The 25,959-nt window shown below is 72.5% G+C and carries 4 protein-coding genes; all 4 read right to left on the bottom strand.

Going from position 1 to position 25,959, the window contains the following annotated elements:
• Positions 1-41: 41 nt before the first annotated feature.
• Positions 42-9,710 (bottom strand): non-ribosomal peptide synthetase, encoded by a 9,669-nt coding sequence (locus tag HNQ61_RS18830; protein WP_170032159.1) that lies wholly within the window; start codon positions 9,708-9,710, stop codon positions 42-44.
• Positions 9,711-9,717: 7 nt separating this feature from the next.
• Positions 9,718-16,095 carry a non-ribosomal peptide synthetase gene (locus HNQ61_RS18825; RefSeq protein WP_170032161.1) on the bottom strand — a complete coding sequence of 2,126 codons (6,378 nt, stop codon included), beginning with the start codon at positions 16,093-16,095 and terminating at the stop codon, positions 9,718-9,720.
• A gap of 224 nt (positions 16,096-16,319) precedes the next feature.
• Positions 16,320-21,065 (bottom strand): non-ribosomal peptide synthetase, encoded by a 4,746-nt coding sequence (locus HNQ61_RS18820; protein ID WP_170032163.1) that lies wholly within the window; start codon positions 21,063-21,065, stop codon positions 16,320-16,322.
• Positions 21,066-21,291: 226 nt separating this feature from the next.
• Entirely contained in the window at positions 21,292-25,854 is a 4,563-nt protein-coding gene (locus HNQ61_RS18815; RefSeq protein WP_170032165.1) for a type I polyketide synthase, read from the bottom strand.
• Between the last annotated feature and the right edge of the window lie 105 nt (positions 25,855-25,959).

Raw genomic sequence — 25,959 nt, 5'->3', positions numbered from 1 at the left:
GGGAGGCGTTTGATGGAAAACCTCCTCCGCGCGCCCGCCGCTTACCTCCGCCGGCGCAGGCGGTCGCGGCGGCTGGCGCCCCGGTCCGCGGCTTCGGCGTGCGGTGATTCCGTCGTTCCCGCCGTGGCGGGAGAGGCGCGGGGGTCCAGGTGGGCGGCCAGCGCGGCGACGGTGGAGTGCTGAAACAGGTCCACCACCGACACCTCGCGACCCAGCGCCCTGCCCAGCTTTTCCTGCACGCGGGCCACCAGCATGGAGTGCCCGCCGATCTCAAAGAAGTTGTCGTCCAGCCCCACCGCGTCCACTTCCAGCACCTCGCGCCACACGGCCGCGATGGTGCGCTCCGTGGCGCTCTGCGGAACGGAGACGGTGCGCGGCTCCTCGCTGGACGGCTCCGGCAGGCGGCGCCGGTCCACCTTGCCCGTGGCGCCCAGCGGCAGCCGCTCCAGCAGCACGGCACGGGCGGGAACCATGTAGTCGGGGAGTCGTTCGCGGACATGGGCGCGCACGGCGGCGCCGTCCAGGACGGCGCCGTCCGCCGGCTGGACGTAGGCCACCAGCATCCGGTTGGCGCCTTCGCCGCGCACGGTGACGGCGGCCTGCACGATGGCCGGGTGGGCCAGCAGGACGGCCTCGATCTCCCCCAGTTCCACGCGGAACCCGCGCACCTTGACCTGGCCGTCCGCCCGGCCCAGGAACTCCAGTTCCCCGTCCGCCAGCCACCGCACCCGGTCGCCCGTGGTGTACATCCGGGCGCCCGGCTCTGTCGCGAACGGATTGGGGATGAAGCGCTCCGCCGTGAGCGCCGGGCGGTTCAGGTAGCCGCGGGCCAGTCCCGCTCCCGCCAGGTGAAGCTCACCCGCGATGCCGATGGGCACCGGTTCGCCGCGCGCGTCCAGCACATAGCACTGCTGGTTGTGCAGGGGCTTTCCGATGGATGGCAGCCCCGGCCCGGCGGGCGGCACGTCCGACGTGGTGCTGAATACCGTGTTTTCCGTGGGCCCGTATCCGTTGACCAGGCGCAGCCCGGCGGGCCCGCGGCGGCGGAGCGCGTCGCCGCCGCTCAGCAGCGCACGGAGCGAGGCGGGGCGGGGAACGCCGCGCTCAATGGCTTCCAGCACCGCCTCCGCGGCGGGCGTGGGAAGAAAGCAGACGTTGACGCCGGTGTCCCCAAGCCAGCGCGCCAATCCGGCCGGGTCCCCGCGCAGCGCTTCGGGAAGAACGTGAATCGAAGCGCCGGCGCTGAGCGGCGCCCATGTTTCCATCACGCTCGCGTCAAAGGCGGGGCTCCCCAGCAGCGAGCCCCGGTCATCCGGGCCCAGCGCGTAGGCGGACTGGTACCAGCCCAGCAGGTTGGCGGTGCTGCGGTGCGTCACGGCTACCCCCTTGGGGCGGCCGGTGCTGCCGGAAGTGTAGATGACGTACGCCAGGGCGTCCGCGTCGGCGTGGACGGGCGGCTCTTCGGCGGACTCGCCGGACAGGTCGTCCTCGTCCAGCCACAGGACGGGGGCGGAGACCAGGACCAGCCGTTCGCGCCAGGCGGAGCCGGCCACCACGGCCACCACGCCCGCGTCGTCCAGCGTGTACGCGATGCGCTCCGGCGGGGAAAGCGGGTCGACGGGGACGTAGGCCGACCCCGCCTTGAGGATGCCGAGTTCCGCCGCGACCAGCGCCGGCGAACGGTCCACCAGCAGGGCCACGCGCCGCTCCAGCCCGGCACCCATCCGCGCCAGACGGTGCGCGATCCGGTTGGCCCACTGGTCCAGCTCCGAATAGGTCACGGACGCATCACCCGACACCACCGCGGGCGCGTTCGGAGTGCGCCGGACCTGCTCGGAAACGAGCCGGTGGATGACCTGAACCGGATGATCCGCCGCCGTCCGGTTCCACTCCTCCACCACGGTGCGCCGCTCCTCCGCGCCCATCATTCGCAGCGCGGACACCCGGCTGTCCGGAGCCGCCACCGCGGAGGCGATCAGGGTGCCGAAGTGCTCCGCCAGCCGGCGGATCGTCGCCTCGTCAAAGACATCCTGCGCGTACTTGAAGCCGCCGTGCAGCACGCCGCCGGCATCCACCATCGCCAGCGTAAGGTCGACCTTGGCGCTTCCCGTGTCGGGCTCGCTCGCCCCCACGTGCAGCCCCGGGAACTCCAGCGCGGCCCCGGTTCCGCCAGGCTGCATGGAGAACAGCACCTGGAACAGGGGGTGCCGCGCCACGCTGCGCTCCACCTTGAGATCCTCCACCAGCCGCTCGAACGGCACTTCCTGGTGCGCGTAGGCGTCCAGCGTGCGCCCGCGCACCTGCTCGAGCAGGGCGGAAAAGGTGGGGTCGCCGGCCAGGCTGGCGCGCAGCGTGAGCGTGTTGAGGAAGACGCCGATCAGCCCCTCCGTTTCCTCCGGCGTGCGGCCGGCGATGGGCGAACCGATGACGACGTCGTCCGCGCCGGACCAGCGCGCCAGCAGCACGTCGAACGCCGCGAGGAGCGTCATGAACACGGTCGCGCCGTGGCGTCTTCCGAGTTCCGCTACCGAAGCCGACAGCTCCGGCGTCAGCGCGAAGGGCACCATTCCGCCGCGGAACGAGGGGAGCGGCGGATGCGGGCGGTCCGTGGGGAGGGCCAGGACGGGGGCGCCGTCCAGCGTTTCCCGCCAGAAGGCAAGCTCCCGCTCCAGCGCCGGGCCGTCCAGCCGCTCGCGCTGCCACACCGCGTAGTCCGCGTACTGCACGGGAAGCGGCGCCAGCGCGGCTTCCCTTCCCTCCCGCGCCGCGCCGTAGAACGCCGACAGTTCGCGAAAGAGCACGCCCAGCGACCAGCCGTCGCTGACGATGTGGTGCATGGCCAGGAGCAGCACGTGCTCCTCTTCCGCCACCCGCAGCAGGCGCGCGCGGAACAGCGGACCGGCTTCCAGGTCGAACGGCGCGCGGGCCATCTCCTCCCCCGCGGCCTGTGCCTGCTCCCCCGCGTCCGCCGTCCCGGCCAGGTCGGCAAAGGGAAGGGGGACGTGCAGTTCGGGAAGGATGACCTGCACCGGCTCCCCGTTCTCCACGCGGAACACGGTGCGGAGCGACTCGTGGCGGGCAACGAGTGCATTCACCGCGGACTGCATCGCGACGGCGTCCAGGCCGCCCCGCAGGTGCAGCGCGACCGGAATGGTGTACGCCGTCCGTGCCCCGGCCAGGCGGGAAACGAACCAGAAGCGCTGCTGCGCAAAGGAAAGCGGAAGGGCCCTGTCACGCGCCGCGGGCACCAGCGGCGGCGGAACGAATCCGCTCCCCGCGCGGGCAGCGGCCGCGCGCGCGGCCAGCCCGGCCACCGTGGGGGCCTCGAACAGCGCGCGCAGCGGCAGATCCGCGCCGAACGCTTCGCGGATGCGGGACATCACCTGCGTGGCGCGAAGCGAATGCCCGCCCAGATCGAAGAAGTTGTCGTGCACGCCGGGCGCGGTGCCCAGGACGCGAGCCCAGATCCCGGCCACCACCTCCTCGGCGGGGGTGCGCGGCGCGACCCGGCCGGCTGCCTCCGCGGTGTCGTCCGGGGCGGGAAGTGCGCGGCGGTCCACCTTGCCGCTGGGCGTGAGCGGCATCCGCTCCAGCGTGACCCACGCGGCGGGAACCATGTACTCCGGCACGCGGCTGGCGACATGGGCGCGCAGTTCCGCGACCGTGGGCGCGGCGCCTTCCACCGGGACCAGCCAGGCGACGATCCGCTTTTCCGCGCCCTCGCCGCGCACGGCGACGGCGGCTTCGCGCACGGCGGGATGGGTGCCCAGCGCGGCCTCGATCTCCCCCGGCTCCACGCGGAATCCGCGCACCTTCACCTGAAAGTCGGTCCGCCCCACGTACTCCAGTTCCCCCGCGGGGAGCCACCGAGCACGGTCTCCGGTGCGGTACAGGCGGCTTCCGGGCGCGCCGAACGGGTCGGGGATGAACCGCTCCGCCGTGAGCGCCGGGCGGTTCAGGTAGCCGCGCGCCAGGTTCTGTCCCGCGGCGAACAGTTCGCCGGGAACGCCGACCGGCGCGGGAAGGAGCCGCCCGTCCAGCACGTGCAGCCGGGTGTTGTCCACCGGCGCGCCGATGGGCGGAAGCAGGGGCCACTCCGACGCGTCTTCCGCCACCTGATGCGCACTGATGACGTGCGTCTCCGACGGGCCGTACTGGTTGTCCAGCCGCAGCCCGGGGTTGGCGGCAAACAGGGCCCGCAGCTGCGGCGTGGTCCGCAGCGCCTCGCCCGCGGTGATGATCTCCCGCAGCTCCGGCAGTCGGCCGTCCACGTGCTCCGCCGTCTCCGCCAGGTTCTGGAGGGCGGCAAAAGGAAGGAACAGCCGTTCCACACGCTGGCCGCGGAGGAGCGCCAGCAGCGCCTCCGCGTCGCGGCGGGTGTCGTCATTCGTAAGGACGAGCGTGCCGCCCGCCGCCCACGCCGCAAAGATCTCCTGGAACGAGACGTCGAACGAGAGCGAGGCGAACTGCAGCGTGCGCGCGGCCGCGCGCCCCTCCCAGCGGGCGAGCTGCCAGCGAAGCAGGTTCACCAGCGCGCGGTGCGGAAGGGCGGCGCCCTTGGGCAGCCCGGTGGAGCCGGAGGTGTACAGGACGTACGCGAGGTTCTCCGGGTGCACGTCCACCCGGAGCGGCGCATCGGATTCCGCCACGATCGCGTCGCGGTCGGCGTCCAGTCGCAGCACGGGCGTGTCGGCAACCGGCAGCTTCTGCAGTACGGAATCGGTCGTCACCAGCACGGCCGCGCGGCTGTCGCGCAGCATGTACGCGATGCGCTCCGCGGGATACGCGGGATCCACCGCCACGTACGCCGCGCCCGCCTTGAGCACGGCCAGCACGGCGACCGGCATGTCCACCGACCGCTCCAGGCAGATGGCCACGCGCGCGTCGATCCCCGCGCCGAGCGCGGCAAGGCGGCGGGCCAGGCGGTTGGAACGCGCGTCCACCTGGGCATAGGTCAGCGACTCGTCCCCGAACTCCAGCGCCGCCGCGTCCGGCGTCAGCGCCGCCTGTGACGCGAACAGGTCGTGCACGCACACCCCTGCCGCCGCCGGGCGTTCGGTGCGGTTGAAGTCCGCGATCCACTCCGTTTCCGCCGTGGAAAGCATGGACAGACGCGAGAGCGGCGCATCCGGAGCGGCGACGGCGGCGGCGAGAAGCACGTCCAGGTGTTCCATCATCCGCGCGACCGTTTCCTGGTCCCACAGCGCGGCCGCGAACTCCACCCCACCCAGCATCTGCTCGCCGGCCTCGATCACCCCCACCGTCATGTCGAAGCGCGAGGTGCCCAGCTCCGTGCGGCGCCCCGCCAGCCCGGCCTCGCCCAGAGCGAGCGACGCGGGTGGCGCATTCTGGAGGGTGAGCATCACCTGGAACACCGGCGGGTGGCTCAGTGCGCGCTCCACGCCCAGCGCGTCCACCAGCCGCTCGAAGGGCAGGTCCTGGTGGGCGTACGCGCCCAGCGTCGTGTCGCGCACGCGACCGAGCAGGTCGCGAAAGGACAGGTTCTCGTCCACGCGCGTGCGCAGGGCAAGCGTGTTGCCGAAGAAGCCGATCAGCCCTTCCAGTTCCGGACGCGAGCGAGTGAGGATGGGCGTTCCCACGACGATGTCGTCCTGCCCGGACCAGCGGTGCAGCACGGCCTGGAAGGCGGCCAGCAGCACGATGAACAGCGTGGCGTTCTCCGTTCGCGCCAGCACCCGTGCACCCTGCGCGGCCGTGGCGGAAAGCGCGAAGCGATGGCTGCCGCCGCGCAGGTCCTGTACGGCGGGACGCGCCCGGTCCGTCGGCAGTCCCAGCGTGGCGGGCGCGCCTTCGAGCCGCTCGCGCCAGTAGGCGATCTGCTCCTCCAGCGTGTCTCCGGCCAGCCACGCGCGCTGCCAGGCGCTGAAGTCCGCGTACTGGATCGCCAGCGGCGGCAGCGGAGAGGGCTCGCCGCGCGAGAAGGCCTCGTACAGCGCCGTGAGTTCGCGGTACAGGATCCCGGTGGACCACGCGTCCGAGGCCGTGTGGTGCGCCACGGTCAGGAGGACGTGGCGGTCCGGTCGCAGGCGGAAAAGGGTGGCCCGCAGCAGCGGTCCGGCGGACAGGTCGAATGAAGCGCGGCTTTCCTCCGCGATGCGGCGTTCCGCCTCCGCCTCCCGCTCGTCTTCCGCCACGGAAGTCAGATCCACCCGCTCCACGCGGAAGCCGTCCGCCGGCAGGACGACCTGCACCGGCCCGTCCGCGCCGGGAACGAACGCCGTGCGGAGCGCCTCGTGGCGGCGAACGATCTCCCGCACCGCCGCGACCAGCGCGTCCGCGTCCACCGGGCCGGCGAGCTCCACCGCGTGGGGGACGTTGTAGACCGGCGTTCCCGGATCCAGCTGATCCAGAAACCAGAGCCGTTCCTGCGCAAAGGAAAGCGGGATGGGCTGGTCGCGCGGGACGGGGACGAGCGGAGGGCCGGCCTGCGCCTTTCCCGTCAGCGCGTCCACACGCACGGCGAGTTCGCGGACGGTCGGCGATTCGAACAGGGCCCGCAGCGGCACGTCCGCGCCGAACCCTTCGCGCACCCGCGCGATCACGCGCGCCGCCAGGAGGGAATGCCCGCCCAGATCGAAGAAGTTGTCCTCCGCCCCCACCCGCTCCGCGCCCAGCACTTCGGTCCACACCGCGGCCAGCCGCCGTTCGGTTTCCGTCACCAGTTCGGCGTGCTCCGCCCGGGACCCGTACTCCGGCGCGGGGAGCGCGGCGCGGTCCACCTTGCCGTTTCGCGTCAGCGGCAGTTGATCCAGCACCACCACGGCGGAGGGAACCATGTACGGCGGAAGTGCCGCGGCAAGGCGCGCGCGCAGCGCCGTCCCCGCGTCGGCATCGCCCGCGTCGGCATCGCCTGTGACGGCGTAGGCCACGATGCGGTCCTCGCCCCCGTCCCGGCGCACGACGGCGATGGCCTGGCGCACCCCGGTCTCCGCCCGCAGCAGCGCCTCGATCTCCCCCAGCTCGATGCGGAATCCGCGCACCTTGACCTGGAAGTCGATGCGCCCCAGGAAGTCGAGGGTGCCATCTTCCCGCCACCGCATGCGGTCGCCGCTGCGGTACAGGCGGCTTCCGGGCGCTCCGAACGGGTCGGGGATGAACCGCTCCGCCGTCAGCGCCGGGCGGTTCAGGTAGCCGCGCGCCACCCCCGCCCCGCCGATGAACAGCTCGCCGGGGACGCCGGCCGGAACGGGCCGCATCTCCCCATCCAGCACGTATGCCGTCACGTTCGCGACCGGCCCGCCCAGCGACGGCCGGGGATGCGCGTCCGAGATGCGCAGCGCGGTGGTGTCGACCGTGGCTTCCGTCGGGCCGTAGACGTTGAAGAACGCCGCGTCGCCCCGCGCGGAAAGCGCCGTCCACAGCTCCGGATCGATCGCTTCGCCGCCCACCAGCACGCGCGACGGCCCGATCGGCTCCGCGCCCGCGGCATCCAGAAGCAGCCGCAGCTGGGCGGGAGTGCAGTCCAGCACGTCCGCGCGCACCTGGAGCAGATGCGTGCGCAGGGCGGCGCCATCGTAGCGCACCTCCTGGGGCACGACCGCGAGCGCGTGCCCGTCCAGCAGCTGAATCCACTGCTTGACGGAGGTGTCGAAGGTGAGCGGCCCGTTCAGCGTCACCCGCCGGGGACCCTCGTCCGTTCCGTGGACCGCCCGCCCCAGCGCGTGCAGCAGGTTCACAACCGACCGCTGGCGGACGGCGACCCCCTTGGGCGTCCCCGTGGAGCCGCTGGTGTAGAGGACGTAGGCCAGGTTCTCCGCCGTGGCGGAAACGGCGAGGCGCTCCGCCGGCTCGGCTTCGATCTCCGCGCGGTCGCACTCCAGGCACACGACCTCGGCGCCCGCCCGGTCCGCCGCGGCGCGCAGGGCGGACTGGGACACCACCATGCGAATCCCGCCATCAAGCAGCACCGCACGCAGCCGCTCGTCCGGGTGCTCGGGGTCCAGCGGCACGTACGCGCCCCCGGCCTTGAGCACCGCGAGCAGGGCGACGACCGGCTCCACCCCGCGCTCCAGCAGGATGCCGACGCGCGATTCCGGCCCCACGCCGCGGCGGCGAAGCACGCGGGAAAGGCGCGTCGCGGCGGCGTCCAGCTCACGGAAGGTGACATCGCGCACCCCGTCGGTGACGGCGGTGGCGTCCGGCGTGCGATCCGTCTGCGCCTCGAACAGCTCCGCGAGGGTGGCGGTGTCGTTGAAGGGGAGGGCCGTGTCGTTCCATGCCCCCAGTACGAGGGCGCGGTCCTCCTCATCCAGCAGCGGAAGGTCGGAAAGGCGGCGGTCCGGATTGGACGCGACCCGCTCCAGCAGCCCCAGGTAGTGCTCCAGGATCAGCTCGATGGAGCGCGCGTCGAACAGGTCCGTCGCGAAGAGCGCACGCACCGCGATGGGCCCGCCGAACTCCGCGGCCTCCACGGACAGGTCGAAGCGCACCGTTTCCGCCTCCAGCCCCAGCGGCTCCAGCCGCAGTTCCGGAAGGGGCCCACCCCCGCCGGCCGGCGTGTTGTGGAGCGAGAACATGGCCTGGTAGACCGGCGCGCGGGACAGGTCCCGCGGCAGGCGCAGCTCCTCGACGACGCGCTCGAACGGCAAGTCCTGGTGCTGGAACGCGTCCAGCACGGTTTCCCTTTCCCGCCGCACGAGCTCCCTGAACGTGGGGTCGCCGGACAGCGGCGTGCGCAGCGCGAGCGAGTTGATGAAGAAGCCGATGAGCCCCTCCACCTCGGCGCGCGTGCGGCCGGCGATCGTGGTTCCGAGCACGACCTCGTCCTGCCCCGCGTGCCGGGCGAGGACCACGCGGAGCGCGCCGAGCAGGACGGCGAACAGCGTCGCGCCTTCCGCCAGCGCCAGGGCGCGGAGACCACTCGCGACGGCTTCGGGAACGACGATGACGCGCGGCTCGCCCCGCCCGCTGGGCGCGGCGGGACGCGGCCGGTCCGTCGGCAGCTCCAGCGCGGTGGGCGCGCCGGCAAGCCGTTCCCGCCACCACGCGGCTTCCTGCTGCAGCCGTTCGCCGGACAGCCACTCGCGCTGCCACACGGCGTAGTCCGCGTACTGCAGGGGGAGCGGGGGGAGCGGATCGGGACGCCCCTCGCGGAAGGCGCTGTACAGCGCTTCCAGTTCCCGCCCCATCACGCCCAGGCTCCACCCGTCGCTGACGATGTGGTGCATGCTCAGCAGCAGGGCGTGGTCGTCGTCGTCCAGGTGCAGCAGGGTGGCACGAAAGAGCGGGCCGCGGGCCAGGTCGAACGGGGCCAGCATGTCCTGCCGGGCCAGCCGCAGCGCTTCTTCGCCGCGCGCCTCCGGCGGCAGGTGCGAGAGATCCACCACCGGCAGCGGTACCGGCGTAAAAGGATGGATCACCTGCACCGGCTGCCCGTCGCGCTCCGCGAACACGGTGCGGAACGGCTCGTGGCGGCTGCGGAGCGCGTTGAGGGTGCGTTCCAGCGCGGACACGTCCAGCGGGCCGTACATCCGCCGCGGCATGGCCATGTTGTACAGAGCCGCTCCCGGCGTCATCCGGTCGATGAGCCAGAGGCGCTGCTGCGCAAACGAGACGGGAAGCGGTTCCCCCGTGCGCTCGCGCGCGGCCAGGCCGCCCGCGGCGCTGTCGCGCGAGGCCCGCAGCCGCATCTCCAGCAGGCGGCGCTTTTCCGGTGTCAGGCCGCGCAGGCGGTCCAGGAGCTCAGTCATCGTTGCCTCAGAATTCGGCGCCGGGCGTGGCGGATTCCGCCAGCAGCGCGCGCAGCTCGTCGTCGGAAAGATCGTCCAGATCTTCCAGCAGTTCGGACAGCGACGGATCCAGCGCGGCGTCCAGGCGCGCCGCCAGCTGGTCCAGCCGCGGCGTCTCGAACACGTCGCGAAGCGGAAGGTCCACCTGCAGCCGCTCGCGGATGGCGGATACCATCCGTGTCGCCATCAGGGAGTGCCCGCCCAGCGCAAAGAAGCCGTCCTCCGCCCCCACCCGCTCCACTCCCAGCAAACCGCCCCACACCTCCGCCAGCATCCGCTCCGTATCGGTGCGCGGCTCCACGTACGCGGCCCCCTGCACGGTGGGCGCGGGAAGCGCGCGGCGGTCCACCTTGCCGTTTGGCGTCCGGGGAAGCGCATCCAGCACCACCACGACGGACGGGACCAGGTAGTCGGGAAGGGTGCGGGCGAGCGCACCCCGCAGTGCCTCGGGGCTGGGCGGCTCCGCGCCGTCCACCGGAGTAACGTAGGCCACCAGGCGGGTGTCGCCCGCCCCGTCGGAATGCGCCACCGCGATCGCGTCGCCCACACCGGGGAGGGAGGCCAGCCGCGCCGCGGCTTCGCCGGGCTCCACACGGAAGCCGCGGATCTTGACCTGGTCGTCCATGCGGCCGGCGTAGTGAAGCTGGCCGTCCGCTTCCCAGCGCACACGGTCGCCGGTTCGATACAGCCGCGCGCCGGGGGTGTCGGAAAAAGCGTCCGGGATGAACCGTTCGGCGGTGAGCGCCGGCCGGTTCAGGTAGCCGCGGGCCACACCCATCCCGCCAATGTGCAGCTCGCCGTAGATCCCGGCGGGGAGCAGGTCACCCTGCGGGTCCAGGACGTACAGGCGGGCGTTGGGCACCGCCGTGCCGATGGACGGGGCGGGATCGTCCGCCTCCACCACGGCCGTGGCGGCATAGACCGTCGTTTCCGTGGGACCATACCCGTTCACCAGCCGGCGCCCCGCGCCCCAGCGGCCGGCGACCGCGGCGGAAAGCGCCTCGCCCCCGGCCAGCACGGCGCGAAGGTGCGGCAGATCCACCGGGTCCGTCACCGCGAGGGCGGAAGGAGGGGCGTGGAGCACCGTGATGCGCTCCGTCCGCAGGGTGGCGGACAGGGGCTGCCCCGGCATCAGCGCCTCGCGCGGGGCAATCACCAGCGCGGCGCCGCTCAGCAGCGTCGCGAACAATTCGGAGACGGAAACGTCAAAGGCGAGCGAGGTGAAGTGCAGCACGCGGCCGCCCTCATCCAGTTGCAGCCGCCGCGCGGACGCCAGCGCAAGGTTGGCCACGCCCCGGTGCGGCACGGCGACGCCCTTGGGACGCCCGGTGGAGCCGGAGGTGTAGATGATGAACGCCAGCTGCTCCGGGTGCACTCCGATGGCGGGATCCGTGTCCGGCTGCGCCGCGATCGACGGCGCTTCGGAGACCAGGTCCACCCGTTCCACGCCAGCGGTGCCGAACACGCCGGAGCCGTCCGGGTCGATCAGCAGGCGGGCGCCGGCGTCCGCCAGCATCTCCTCCGCCCGTGCCGGGGGGAGGGCGGGATCCAGCGGCAGATAGGCGGCGCCCGCCCTGAGCACGGCGAGGACGGCGATGACCGTCTCCGCCGACCGCGCGGCGATGATGCCGACGATGGATTCGGCGCCCGCGCCCCGTGCCCGCAGGTGGTGCGCGAGCCGGTTGGCGCGCGCGTCCATCTCCGAATACGACACCGTTGATCCGCCCGCGACCAGCGCGGGCGCGTCCGGCGTGCGCGCGGCCCGGGCAGAGACCAGGGCGTGCACGGGTGCGTCGGGAACCGGGACGGACGCGCCGCTCCACTCCGCCAGCAGCGTCTGCCGCTCCGCCCCGCGCAGCAGCCCGGGAAGGGCGTGGAGGGGGCGGTCCGGATCCGCCACCGCCGCGCCGAGGAGGTCGACGAGGTGCTCCGACATCCGGCGGACGGTCGCCTCGTCAAACAGCTCCGTGGCGTACTCCATCCCGCCGAACAGCCCGTCGTCCGCCGGCGTGAAGCCGATCGTCAGATCGAACTTGGAGGTGCCGGTCCCCGAGTCAGGCTGGACGGCGACGGCATCCCCCATCCGCCACTCCTGGCCATGCGGACGCTCTTCCACCGTGAACGCGACCTGGAATACGGGGTGGCGGCCCAAGGACCTCTCCACCCCCAGTTCATCCACCAGGCGTTCAAACGGAAGATCCTGGTGCGCGTGGGCGTCCAGCGTCGTTTCGCGGACGCGGCGCACCAGTTCGCGAAAGGTCAGCTCCGGGGTGAGCGCCGTGCGGAGCGGGAGGGTGTTGACGAACATCCCGATCAGCCCCTCCGTTTCCGCCCGCGTACGTCCCGCCACCAGGGAGCCGACCGTGTGGTCCGTCTCCCCCGTGTACTTCCAGAGCAGCAGGTGCAGCGCGGCCAGCAGGGGCATGAAGAGGGTTACCTCTTCGCTTCGCGCCAGCGCGCGGACGGCGGCCGCGGCCCCGGCGGGGACGGCGAACCCCAGGCTGCCGCCGCCGAACCCGGACACCGCGGGGCGCGGGCGGTCCGTGGGCAGCTCCAGCGAGGGAGCGCCGGCCAGCCGTTCGCGCCAGAAGGCGAGCTGTTCTTCCAGCCGGTCGCCGGAAAGGTACGTCCGCTGCCACTCCGCATAGTCCGCGTACTGCACGGCCAGGGCGGGAAGTGTGGCGCGCACCCCGCGCAGCCGGGCCTCGTAAAAGGCGCCCAATTCGCGATGGAAGACGCCCATGGACCAGCCGTCCGCCACCGAGTGGTGCACGTCCATCAGCAGCGTCCACCGGGCCGCCCCGTGGCGGACCAGGTGCGCCCGGAAGAGCGGCCCCGTGGCGAAGTCGAACGGCGCCACCGCCGCCTCGCCCGCCATCCGCTCCACTTCGCGGTCCGCGCGTTCCTCCGGAAGGGCGGACAGGTCCGTCACCGGCAGATCGAAGCCGGAGGGCGGGGCAATGACCTGCACCGCGCCCCCGTCGCGCTCCGCCAGCGTAGTGCGCAGCGGCTCGTGCCGGGCGACCAGATCCTCGAGCGCGCCGCGCAACGCCTCGGGGTCCACGGCCCCCCGCAGCTGAAGGCGGATGGGGATGTTGTAGAGGGCCGACCCCGGAAGAAGCCGCTCCAGGAACCAGATGCGCTCCTGCGCAAAGGAGAGGGGGGCCGTGCCGCCGCGCAGCCTGCGCTCCAGCGGCGTTCCGTCCTGCGCCGCCCGGGACGCCGCATCCACCCGCTGCGCCAGCTCTTCCACCGTGGGCGCCTCGAACACGGCGCGAAGGGGGAGTTCCACGTCCAGTTCTCGCCGGATGCGCGACACCACCTGCGTCACCATCAGCGAGTGCCCGCCCAGGGCGAAGAAGCTGGCGTGCACGCTCACGGAGGGCACGCCCAGCACCTCGCACCAGATCGCGGCGACCGCGCGCTCCGTGGCCGTGCGGGGTGCCTGCCATCCTTCTTCCGCCACCGCGTAGCCGGCCGGATCGGGTAGCGCGCCGCGGTCCACCTTGCCGTTTGCCGTCAGCGGCAGGCGCTCCAGCACCACGAAGGCGGAGGGGACCATGTACTCCGGGAGCCGGGCGGATAGCGCGTCGCGCATCGACTGCGGCGAGGGCGCGCCCCCCTCCGCTCCCGCCACGTACGCGACCAGGCGGCGGTCGCCGGGAACGGGCTCGCGGACCACAACGGACGCCTGCGCCACGCCGGGGACCGCGGCCAGCGCCGCCTCCACCTCGCCGGGTTCGATCCGGAAGCCGCGGATCTTGACCTGCAGGTCCACCCGGCCCAGGAACTCCAGTTCGCCACGCTCGTTCCACCGCGCGCGGTCTCCCGTGCGGTACAGGCGGCCGCCCGCGGCGCCGAACGGATCAGGAACGAAGGCGGCCGCGGTCAGCGCCGCGCGCCCCAGGTAGCCGCGCGCCAGCCCGGGCCCGCCCAGCAGCAGCTCGCCGGGCACGCCGGCCGGAACCGGCCGGCCCCGCTCATCCACCACGTACGCGGTGGTGTTGGCGATGGGACGGCCGATGGGCACCGCCGGCCCGGGATCGCCGGTGATGGGGTGAGTGACGGCAAAGGTGGTGCACTCGGTGGGGCCGTAGCCGTTCCTCAGCCGCACGCTTCCCGTCGCGGCCAGAACGCGGCGGACGGCGCCCGGATCCACCGCGTCTCCCCCCACGATCAGGTGGCGCAGCGGGGCAAAGGCGTCGGGGCGCTCCGCCGCCACCTGCGTGAACAGCGCGCTGGTCAGAAAGGCGGCGGTGATGCGCCCGGCCCGCAGCGCCTCGGCCAGCCCGTCGGCGGAAAGGGCCGCGTCGCGCCCGATCCCCACCAGGGTGCCGCCGTTGAGCAGCGCGCCCCACAGCTCAAAGTGCAGCGCGTCGAACGAGGCGTTGCTGAGCTGGGCGAAGCGCTCCGCGGCGCTGAAGGGAAAGAAGTCCGTGCCGCGGACCAGGCGGACGATGCCGCGGTGCGGAGTGCCGATTCCCTTGGGCGTCCCCGTGGAGCCCGAGGTGTAGACCACAAAGGCCAGCGCGTCGGGGTCGGAAACGGTGTCCAGCGGCGCCGCCGGGACGGCCTCCGCTGCGGCTTCCCGCAGGGACACCACGGCCCCGCCGAACCCTTCCAGGCCGGCGGGCACGTCGTCGCCCACGACAAGGGCGGCCGCGCCGCAGTCCGCCAGCATCCACGCCAGCCGCTCCGGGGGATGCGAAAGATCGAGCGGAACGCAGACGCCGCCGGCCTTGAGCACCGCGAGCAGGGCCACGAAGAGCGGGGCGGAGCGCTCCACCGCCACGCCCACGCGGCTTTCCGGCCCCACGCCCGCCGCCGCGAGGCGCCGGGCAAAGGCATTGGCGCGCGCGTCCAGTTCGGAATACGTCAGCACCGCGCCGTCGAACTCGAGCGCGGGCGCATCGGGTGTTTCCGCCGCCTGTGTCGCGAACAGAGCGTGGATCGTACTCGCGTCCGGATACTCGCGCGCCGTCTGCCCGCCGCGCGCCAGAAGCCCGTCCGCTTCGCCCGGCGCCATCAGCGGCACTTCGCCCACCAGGCGGGAGGGATCGTCCGCGATCCCTTCCAGCGCGGCGCACACGTGGTCCACCAGAATTCGCGCGGCGTCCGGGGAGAACCGGCGCAGGTCGTAGTTCAGCCGCAGCTCCAGCGAGGGCGCGGGGACGACCACCAGGGTGAGCGGAAAGTTGGAACGCTCCACCACCGGCAGGCCGGAAACGCGCAGGGTCGCCGCGGCGGATTCGTCCGCGGTGGCCGAGGGCGCGTTCTCGAACACCACCAGGCTGCCAAAGAGCGGGCGCTCGCGCGGAACGCCGCTCCACCCCTGCACGTCCGCCAGCTGCACGTGCTCGTGCTGCCGCGCCTCCGCCTGCCGCCGCTGCAGCGCCTGCAGCCACGCGGACACCGTCTCGCGCGCCGGAACGGCCACGCGCATGGGGAGCGTGTTGATGAACAGCCCCACCATCCGCTCCACCCCGGGCAGCTCGGCCGGCCGGCCGGACACCGTCGTCCCGAACACGACATCGTCCGTCCCCGCGTGGCGGGCCAGCACCAGCGCCCACGCGCCCTGCACGAGCGCGTTGACGGTGAGTGCGTGCTCGCGCGCCACCGCGAACAGGCGGCCGGTGCGCGCCTCGTCCAGCCGCGCGCGCACGGCGCCGTGCTCTTCGGCCACGTCGCCGCCGCCGAGGTCGAGCGGGAGCGGTGTGGCGGCCGCGAAGCCGGCCAGGGCGGCGCGCCAGTACGCTTCCGCGGCGCCCGCGTCCTGCCCCCGCAGCCAGCCGATGTAGTCGCGGTAGCGCGGCGCGGGGGGAAGGCGCAGCGGCTCGCCCGTGGCCTCGGCGTGGTACAGGGCGAACCAGTCGCCCAGTACGATTCCCGCCGCCCACGCGTCAATGAGGATGTGGTGAAAGGTGAAGACGACCACCCGCGCATCCGGGCGCACCCGCAGGAACGCGAGGCGGACGAGCGGCGCGGCCTTGAGGTCGAACCCGCGCCGCCGGTCCTCCGCCAGAAACGCGTCCAGCCGGGCCTTCCACTCGTCTTCCGACACCGCATCCGTCCAGTCGCGCCGCTCGGCCGCGACCTCTGCCTGGCGGAAAACGACCTGCAGCGGGTGCGGAACGCCTTCCCACACGAAGCCGGTGCGCAGCGCCGGGTGGCGCTGCACCACCTGGCCGAGCGCGCGATGGAACGCGTCCTCGTCCAGTTCGCCCTCCACAAGCAGCGGCCACTGCTCCACGTACGCCCCGCCCTCCGGGGCGTACAGCGCGTGGAACAGCATGCCGTGCTGAAGCGGCGACAGCGGGTACAGGTCTTCGAAGTGGTTCCGGCTCATCGTTCTTGATTCCGGCCGCATGCGGCTGGAAAAGGTTCTTGTTCGATGGGGAGCAGTCGTGGTGGATGACCCGAACCGCGCGTCCCGTTCTGTCCAATCCGGCGATTATCGTCCGCAACCGTCCGTGCCGCCGGCGTGGGCGGCGGCCCTGCCCCGTAGAATCCGGCTATGCCGCCGCGCGATCCGCCCCGGCCCCCGGGCGGATCGCGATCATCCGGTTTCCGTCACCCGCCGAGCTGCGCCATCAGCGCGTCCAGCCCGCCCTGGTCCAGCCCGGCGAGGTCGAAGTCGGAGGGCGTGAAGCCGCCTGCCTGCGGGTCGCGGCAGTGCGCGATCAGCGTCCGCAGCGCGTCCAGGTAGCCGGCGGCCAGGCGCTCCACCGTTTCCGGCCGGTGCACGCCCGGCGCAAAGGCCCAGGTCACGTGCAGCCTCCCCTCCGCCACCAGCGCGTCCACCCCGATCAGGTGCGAGCGCGCGCCCGCCGGCCCGCGGGTGGGGCCCACGTCCGCGTGCAGCTGCGTAAAGAGAGATTCGCCCGCGGCGCCGCCGTCCATCTGCCCCAGGTAGTTGAAGCTCACCTCGGGCGCGGGGATGGCGGCAAGGGTGCGGCGCGTCTCCTCGTCCGCCATCCAGCGCAGCAGGCCGTAGCCCAGGCCGCGCGAAGGAACGGCGCGCAGCTGCTCCTTGACCGACTTGAGCGTGTCGCCGGGATCACCCGTGGCGGGAAGCGCAAGGCGGACCGGGTAGATGGCGGTGAACCACCCGGCCGTGCGCGACAGGTCCACCCCCTCGAACAGGTCCTCGCGGCCGTGGCCCTCCAGGTCGATGCGCAGGTCTCCGGCACCCGTCCACGCGTGAAACGCCATCGCCAGCGCGGCCAGCAGCGCGTCGTTGATCTGCGTTCCGTACACGGGGGGCACCTCCTGCAGCAGCGCGCGCGTCTGCTCCTCGTCCAGCTGCACGGTGATGCGCTCCGCGGCGGCTTCCGTGTTTTTGCCCTCGCCGTCCCGCGGCAGCGCGGACGCCCCGCCCTGCGAGGTCCAGAACGGGAGTTCGTCCCCGGCGGCGGCGGAACGGGCATGCGCTTCCAGCGTTTCCGCCCACTGGCGGAAAGAGGTGGTCTTGGCGGGAAGGCGGACCTCCGCCCCGCGGGCGATCTGGCGGTAGGCCGACTCCAGATCCGCCATCAGCAGCCCCAGGGAGATGGCGTCCACCACCAGGTGGTGGGCAATCATCAGGAGCCGCGACGCGCGCCCGGCGCCCAGGTCCAGCAGGGCGAAGCGCACCAGCGGCCCGTCCGCCAGGTCCAGCGACGTCTGCAGCGCGGAGGCGCGGGCGGCCACTTCGTCGTCCACGCGATCCGCGGGAACGGCGCTCAGGTCGATGCGCTCAAAGGGGAGCGGACCATCCACCCCCGCGTTTTCCGCCGTCCAGCCCTGCTCGCCGCGGCGGAAACGGAGGCGCAGCGCGTCGTGGTGCGCCATCACCGCGGCCACCGCGGCCTGCACGTCCTCCGCGCGCGACACATCGCGCATCTCCAGCAGCAGCGCGAGGTTGAAGTGCGCGGGGTCCGGCAGCTCCTGCCCCAGGAACCAGCGCTGCACCGGGGTCAGCGGAAGGGGTCCCGCCACCACGTCCTGCTCCGCCAGGGGCTCCTGCGCCGCCGCGGCCACGGCGGCCAGCTCCGCCACCGTCTGGTGGATGAACATCTGCCGGGGCGTCACGCGAACGCCGCGCTGCGCCGCCCGCGCGATGATCTGGATGGAAAGGATGCTGTCGCCGCCGAGCGCGAAGAAGTTGTCGTGAATGCCCACGTGCTCCAGCCGCAGCACCTCTGCCCACAGCTCGCACAGCACGCGCTCCGCCTCGTCACGCGGCGCGTCCACGCCGCCCGCAGCGGCGGCGGTAGCGGCCCGCTCCGTCCGCACGGTGTCGGCATCGGGAAGGCGCTTGCGGTCCACCTTGCCGTTCGGCGTCAGCGGAAGCGCATCCAGCGCCACGAAGACGGAGGGGACCATGTAGTCCGGCAGCCGCGTCCGCAGGAACGTGCGGAAATCGGCGGCCTCCAGCGTGTCTCCATCCTCTCCCGCCACGTACGCCACCAGCCGGCGCTCGCCGCCCGGCTGGCGCGGCGCATGGACGAACGCCTCGCGGACGAGTTCGTGCGCCCGCAGCGCCGCTTCCACCTCGCCCGGCTCGATGCGGAATCCGCGCACCTTCACCTGGTCGTCCTCGCGCCCCATGAACTCCAGGGTGCCGTTCTCCAGCCAGCGCACGCGGTCGCCGGTGCGGTACATCCGCGATCCGTCCGCGGCGAACGGATCGACGGCGAAGCGCTCCGCGGTCAGCTCCGGGCGCCCCACGTATCCCGCCGCGACGCCTTCCCCGGCGACGTACAGTTCGCCGGGAACGCCGATCCCGCACAGCAGGCCGTGCGCGTCCAGCACGTACGCGCGCGTGGCGGCAATCGGGCGGCCGATGGGGACGGTGGCCGCGTCGTCATCCACCGCGGTGACGTGATGGGCGGTGGCGTATACCGTGTCCTCGGAGGGACCGTACATGTGCAGCAGCCGGCCCGGCGCGCCGCCGCGCAGGCAGATGCGCACCGCGTCCGCGTCCACCTGCTCGCCGCCGAAGAGCACGGCCGCCAGCGGCGCGAAGATCTCCGGCATCTGCCGGACGTGGCGGTTGAAGAGCTGCGTGGTGATGAAGGCGTGCGTGATCCCGCGCTGGCGGAGGGCGGATGCGTACGCCGCCGTATCCAGCAACACGTCGCGGTCCACCCCCACCGAGCAGGCGCCGTTCACCAGCGGCGCCCACACCTCGAAGATGGACGCATCGAACGACAGGTTCGCCGACTGGGCGACGCGGTCCGTGGCGCCGAGGGTGACGTAATCCGGCTGGTGGACGGTGCGCACCACGCCGCGGTGCGTGAGCCGCACCCCCTTGGGGCGCCCGGTGCTTCCGGAGGTGTAGATGATGTACGCCTCCGCATCCGGCCCGGGGGCGGCGGGAAGCGGGATGTCATCTCCCGCCGCGAACGCGACCGCATCGGTCACGTCCACCGTGGCGGTGCCCCGCGCGGCAAAGGCGGCAAGCGGGTCTCCGGTGCCCAGCACCAGACGGACGCCGGAATCCTCCACCATGAAGGCCAGGCGGTCCGTGGGGTACTCGGGATCCAGCGGCACCACCGACGCGCCCGCCTTCAGGATTCCACCCAGGACCGCCACCATCCGCGCCGACTGCCCGGTCAGCAGTCCCACGCGGTCGCCGGAGCGGACGCCCATCCCCGCGAGCCCGCGGGCGATGCCGTCCATCTGCGCGCGCAGGTCGGCATAGGTGAGGCGCGCATCCGCGTACTCCACCGCGGGGGCGTGGGGCGCCGCGTCCGCCCGTTCATCCAGCAGCGCGACCACGGTGGCGGCTTGCGAAGTGGATTCCGGGCCGGTGCCCCAGGCCAGCAGCTGCCGGCGCTCCTCATCCGACGTGATCGGCAGTGTCGCGATCGGTGCGTCCGGGCGGTCGCAGGCCGACTCCAGCAGCACACGCACGTGGTCCAGCATCCGCGCCATCGTGGCGGGATCCCACAGGTCCGACGAGTACTCCACCATGTTGGCCAGCTGGCCGTTCATCTCCAGCGTGGCGAAGGTCTGGTCGAACTTGGTGGCGTGCGTATCCACGAGGGAAACGCCGGTTTCCTGGAACAGCGCGCGGATGTTCAGCCCGCTGCCGACCTCGCTGTGCTCCTTGTGATGCAGGTTCCTGACGAACGTGTGATGAAAGTACATGACCTGGAACAGCGGATTCCGCGACGGGTCGCGCTCCGAGGTCACCGCGTCCACGATGCGGTCGAACGGCAGGTCCTGGTGCGCGTCGCCGTCCAGCACCGCCGTGCGCACCTGCGCCGCCAGGTCGAGAAAGGACATTTCCGGACGCAGACGCACCCGGATGGGCGCGGAGTTCACGAAAAATCCCACCACCGGCTCCGTTTCGGCCCGGTTGCGGTTGCCCAGCAGGGTGCCCACCACGATGTCGTCCTGGCCGCTGTACCGGTGCAGCATCAGGTAGTAGCCCGTCATGATCAGCATGTTCATGGACGAGCCGGTGCGCACGCCCAGCTCCCGCAGCCGGTCGGTGAGCGCCGCGTTCCACACGAAGCGGTGGATGGCGCCGCGGTGCGTCTGCACGGGGGGGCGCGGCCGGTCCGACGGCAGCTCCAGCGTGGGGGCGCCCTCCATGTGGCCGCGCCAGTAGTCCACCTGCCGCTGCAGCGTATCTCCCGTCAGGTACTCGCGCTGCCACGCCGAATAGTCCGCGTACTGGATCTCCAGCTCGGGAAGCGGCGAGGGGAGCCCCTGCACGAACGCACCGTACAGTTCGTCCAGTTCGCGGGTGATGATGGGCATGCTCCACCCGTCGGTGACGATGTGGTGCACCACGATCACCAGCGCGTAGTCCGCGTCCGAAACGCGCAGCAGCTTGGCGCGCATCAGCGGGCCGGCGGCCAGGTCAAAGGTGCGGCCGCCCTCTTCGCTCACCCGCTGGCGGATTACGTCTTCCTGCGCCGCCTCGCCGTTGGGGCCGCGCATCTCTTCGATCTCGACCGAGATGGGATACGCCGGCTGCACGATCTGCTTGGGCTGGCCGTCCACGAGGCGGAAAACGGTACGCAGCCCCTCATGCCGCCGCACGATTTCCGTCAGCGTGCGCTCCAGGACGGCCACGTCCAGCCGCGCGGAAACCAGCGACGCGATGGGGATGTTGTAGAACGGATTGCCGGGCTCGAGCTGGTCGAGGTACCACAGCCGTTCCTGCGCCCACGACATGGGATGCACGGGCCCGCCGCCCCGGCGCGTGATGGCGCCGCGGGAGTTGGCGGGCTTCACCTGTCCGGCCAGCCGCCTCTGAAGAAGCAGGCGCTGGGCTTCGGAAAGGCGGTCGCTGGGGCGCGCGGAAGTCTGGTTGCTCATTCCCTGAATCTGATGTCGCGTCGGTGCCGTCCGCTCTTCCGGAAGGTGCCGGAAGACGTGTCTGCCTGTCTGAAAACGAGTGCGGCGCTCTCGTCCGATCTCTCACCCGCGTGGCGGATTCCGTGTGACGCCGTCCGCCCGCCATCCACCCCGGCCTCCCCGGAGGAGAGGCCGGCGCGGGGCGCGCACTCACGCACCCCGCACTCACGCACTCACGCACTTCCCGTCAGGCGCTTCCCGCCAGCGCCAAGGCTTCCTCGTCCGACATCCCTTCGATTTCCGCCACCAGCGCGTCTTCCACCAGGGCGGCGAAGCGCGCGATGGTCGGCGCCTCGAAGATGGTCTTGAGCGGCAGTTCCAGCCCCAGCGTGTCGCGGCAGCGGGAGATGATCTGCGTGGCCAGAAGCGAGTGCCCGCCCAGCGCAAAGAAGTCGTCGTGCACGCCGATGGGCGAAATCCCGAGCAGTTCCTCCCACATCTCGGCGATGGTCTGCTCCACCACGTTCCCCGGCGCGTGGTACTCCGTCGCCAGCTGCGGCCGCGCGTACGATCCACCCGACGCGGGACCGCCCCTGGGTGCGCGGGCTGCCTCTTCCAGCCGCCGCGCGGGATCTCCGGTGGCGATCAGAACGTTCGGCTCGCCCGCAACCGTCAGCAGGTGCTCAAACGCCGTCGCCGCCTCGTGCGCGTGGATGCCGTAGTCCGCGGAGCCCTCGACGGACCACTTGTCCCACCCGGCGGATGTCCACGGGGTGGCGGCTTCGGCCTGCCCAGCGGCAAAGGCATCCACCGCCGCGTTGGCCGCCGAGGCATCCACCACGCCCACGCCGCCCAGGACGGGGGCCATCGACGATTCCACGACCACGAAGTCCAGCACGCGGTCGCCGATCGCCTGCGCCACCGTCCTCAGCTCGGCGGAAAGAAAGCCCATCCGGGTTTCCCACGCGGCCACGCGCATCTCCGAAACCGCCACCGGGTCCGCCGAGTCGTATCCGAACGGCGCGAACACGATTCCGTGCAGCGTTCCGAATTGCTCCTCAATATGGCGGAAAGCGGTGTGCAGGTGGTCCAGTTCCGAGGGGATCGCCTGAATTGGGACAATGTTGCCACCGTCTGCTTCCAGACGGCGGATCAGTTCGATCTGCCCGCGGGTGGGATCCTCGGGAAGACGGGCCGCCACCATGGCGTCCCAGCCGCCGCGGTGGGGAAGAACCGGGTCGATGACGGCGATCCGTGCGCCGTGCACGCGCACCAGGTGCTCGGCCAGCATGCCGTTGCGCCCGCGCAGCCCGCCGATGAACAGGTAGGCCCCTCCGGAGCGGACCGGCGACACCTCGGTCATTCCGGAACGGATGGATTCGTAGGCGCGCGCCCAGCGGTGGCGGCCCCGGAGTGCCACCAGGCGCTCCGTTCCCGCCAGCGCCTCCGCCGCGACGCGCCGGCCGAGGGCCCGCCCGTCCGATTCGGATTCCGCCGCGGCGTGGTCAACGTCCACGATGCGGACGGTGACGGCCGGATACTCGCCCGGCACCGCGGCCAGGCCGCCGAGCAGGGCGGCGCGCGCGGGATCCACGCGGTCACCGGACGCGACCTCCGCCGCGCCGGAGGTCACCGCCACGAACGCCGTTTCCGCCCCGCGGCCGAACGCGTCGGCCACCGCCAGGGCGCCCACCAGCCCGCGGTCCGCGCCGTCTCCCGCCAGCGGCCACAGGTACAACACGGTGCGCGGGGCCGCGTCTGTCCCCATCGCGTCGGCCAGGTGGCGCAGGTCCTCGCGCGAGGCGGGACGGAGCGTGTAGCCGTCCTCCGCCGGCGCGAACGCCGCGCCGGGGCGCACGACCGTCACCGTCCGCCCGTGCGCCCGCAGCCCGGCCAGGACGCCCGCGGACACCGCGTCGCCGTCGGCGAACAGCAGCACCGTTTCCGCCGTGGACGACACGGCGGGACGCGGCGCGGCGGTGCGGCGCCACGAGGGGACGTACAGCCACTCCGCCGGGTTCGGCCGGCGTCCGGAAACGGTGCGCTCCTCCTCCTGCTCGTCCGCGCGCAGCGGGTCGATGAAGTAGCGTTCGCGCTCCCACGGATAGGTGGGGAGCGGAATGCGGCGCAGGCGCTCGCCGTCGTGAAAGGCGGCCCAGTCTGGCGTCAGCCCGGCCAGCCACAGCCGTCCGAGCGCGCCCAGCAGAAAGCCCTCGTCCGCCGTGCGGTCGTACGGATAGCGCAGGGTGGGAATGACGGCGACGCCGCCGCTGTCCGCGCGCTGGCGCACAAAGGTAGACAGCGTCTGCCCCGGGCCCACCTCCACCAGCACCCTTCCCGCCCCGCGCAGCACTTCGCCCATCCCGCGGTCAAAGCGCACCGGCTCGCGCGTGTGGCGGGCCCAGTAGCCCGCGTCCGTGGCCTCCGCGTCGGTGATCCACGTTCCCGTGACGTTGCTGGCCATGGGAATGCGCGGGCGGCGCAGGCGGAATCCCGCCACCAGCCGCTGCACCGGCTCCACCGCCGCGTCCATCATCGGCGAGTGAAAGGCGTGCGTCGCGGCGAGCGGACGGGCCGCGTGCCCCGCCCTTTCCAGCCGCGCGCGGACCGCTTCCACCCCCGCCGCCGTCCCCGCGACCACGCAGAGCGCCGGCGCGTTCACCGTCGCCACGGTGACGCCATCGGAAAGGAAGGGCGCAACCGCCTCCGGCGAGAGCGGCACGGCCAGCATGGCGCCGCCCGGCAGGTCCGCGATCAGCCGCGCGCGCCGCGCGACGAGCGCCAAGGCGTCTTCCAAGGTGAAGATCCCCGCGATGCAGGCCGCCGCGTACTCGCCCAGCGAGTGGCCGATCACGGCTTCGGGAACGATTCCCCACGCCATCAGCATGCGCGCGAGGGCGTACTCGATGACGAACACCGCCGGCTGCGCGAGTTCGGTGCGGTTCAGGCGTTCCGCCGCGGCATCGGGCTCGGCCTTTCCCGCCAGCATCGCGCGGAAGTCCAGCCCGCCCGCGGGGGACGCGGCCGGCTCGGATCCGGCGGGAAAGAGCACTTCGCGCAGGTCCAGCCCCAGGTGCGGCGCCAGCAGATCCGCGCAGCGGTCCACCTCCGCGCGAAACACCGGCTCCGCGTCGTACAGGCCGCGCGCCATTCCCGGGTACTGGTCGCCCACGCCGGGAAAGAGGAACGCGACGGAGCGGTGCCCGTCTTCCACCGCCGCCGTCAGCATCCGCTCCGGGTGGCGGGAAGCGAGCAGCTCCGCGGCGTCCTCCCCGTCGCGGACGACCAGCATCCGCCGGAAGGCGAACTCGCGACGTCCCGCCTGCAGCGTCCAGGCGGTGTCGGCAATGGACGTGGCCGGTGCGTCGCGCAGGTGCGCCGCCAGCCGCTCCGTCGCGGCATCCAGCGCCGAGGGCGTGCGGGCGGAAAGGACGAGCAGGTGCGTGTCGCGGCGGGACTGAGACGCCTCCGGCTCCGGCGCCTGCTCGATCACCACGTGCGCGTTGGTCCCGCCGATGCCGAAGCTGCTGACGCCCGCGCGGCGCGGCACCCCGTCCATCCCCCACGGCTCCAGCCGCCCGGAGACGTAGAACGGGCTGGACGCAAAGTCGATCTTGGCGCTCGGCGACTGAAAGTGTACGGTCGGCGGCACCTGGCCGTTCTCCACCGCCAGCACGGCCTTGATGAAGCCCGCGACCCCAGCGGCGGCGTCCAGGTGGCCCACGTTGGTCTTTACGCTCCCCACCGCGGCGAACTGGCGGCGCTCCGTCCAGCTGCGGAAGGCCTGCGTCAGCGCGCTGATCTCGATGGGGTCGCCCAGGTCGGTTCCGCTGCCGTGTCCTTCCACGAAGCGGATGGTTTCCGGATCCACATCGGACACCTCCAGCGCCTCGCGGATCACGGCGGCCTGCCCTTCCACCGACGGCGCGGTAAAGGCGACCTTGAGCGAACCGTCGTTGTTGATGGCGCTTCCCTTGATCACGGCGCGGATGGGGTCGCCGTCGCGAACCGCGTCATCCAGCCGCTTCAGCAGCACCGCGCCCACACCCGAGCCGACAAGCGTGCCGGCGGCTTCCGCGTCGAACGCGCGGCAGTGCCCGTCCGGCGAGCTGATCCCGCCCGGCGCGTACATGTAGCCGGTGGTGGCGGGAACCACGTTGGCGCCTCCCGCCAGCGCCAAGTCGCACTCGCCGTGCAGCAGCGACTGCGCGGCGGTGTGGATGGCGACCAGCGAGGTGGAGCAGCCGGTCTGCACGCTCACCGACGGGCCGCGCAGGTTCAGCTTGTACGAGGTGCGCGTGGCGACGAAGTCCTTGCCGCTCCCCACGAAGAGCTGAAATTCTCCCACGGTTGCCGCCAGCTCGCGGCGGGGGCGCACGTGGTGGTCGGTGTAGTGCGGCACCCCGGCCCCGGCGAACACGCCCACGTTTCCGGCCACGCGCGCGGGATCCTGGCCGCCGTTCTCCAGCGCCTCCCAGCAGCATTCCAGAAACAGGCGGTGCCCCGGCTCCAGCGTTTCGGCCTCGCGCGGGTTGTAGCCGAAAAAGGCGGCGTCAAAGCCCTCCACCACGTCGCGGCTCAGCGGCCCCCCGGCGGCGACCCAGTTGGGATTCGCCAGGTCGTCGGGGTGCGCGCCCGCGGCCAGCATCTCGTCGGGCGAAAAGGTGCGGATCGACTCCACGCCGTCGCGGAGGTTGCGCCAGAACGCATCCAGATCGTCCGCGCCGGGAAAGCGCCCGGACATGCCGATGACGGCCACTTCGGGCGCGCCGCCGGTCTCGTCCATGTCGTGTTCGGTATCAGCGTTCATGATGGTGCCCTTCCGGTTCGGTCGGTCGATCTATGGTCGATGGACGGGGCGCGACTGCACGCCCGCTGTCCCGATTGGTGTCTCCACCGGGGTGCGCGGATGACG

The organism is Longimicrobium terrae (assembly GCF_014202995.1).
In the GTDB taxonomy this organism is placed as follows: domain Bacteria; phylum Gemmatimonadota; class Gemmatimonadetes; order Longimicrobiales; family Longimicrobiaceae; genus Longimicrobium; species Longimicrobium terrae.
The sequence above is the reverse complement of the archived record's forward strand: the minus strand, read 5'-3'. Positions and strand labels throughout refer to the sequence as shown.

Bases quoted from the DNA above. Each gene is read 5' to 3' on its own strand.
- HNQ61_RS18830 (WP_170032159.1), bottom strand. From the start codon at position 9,710: ATGACTGAGCTCCTGGACCGCCTGCGCGGCCTGACACCGGAAAAGCGC.
- HNQ61_RS18825 (WP_170032161.1), bottom strand. From the start codon at position 16,095: ATGAGCCGGAACCACTTCGAAGACCTGTACCCGCTGTCGCCGCTTCAG.
- HNQ61_RS18820 (WP_170032163.1), bottom strand. From the start codon at position 21,065: ATGAGCAACCAGACTTCCGCGCGCCCCAGCGACCGCCTTTCCGAAGCC.
- HNQ61_RS18815 (WP_170032165.1), bottom strand. From the start codon at position 25,854: ATGAACGCTGATACCGAACACGACATGGACGAGACCGGCGGCGCGCCC.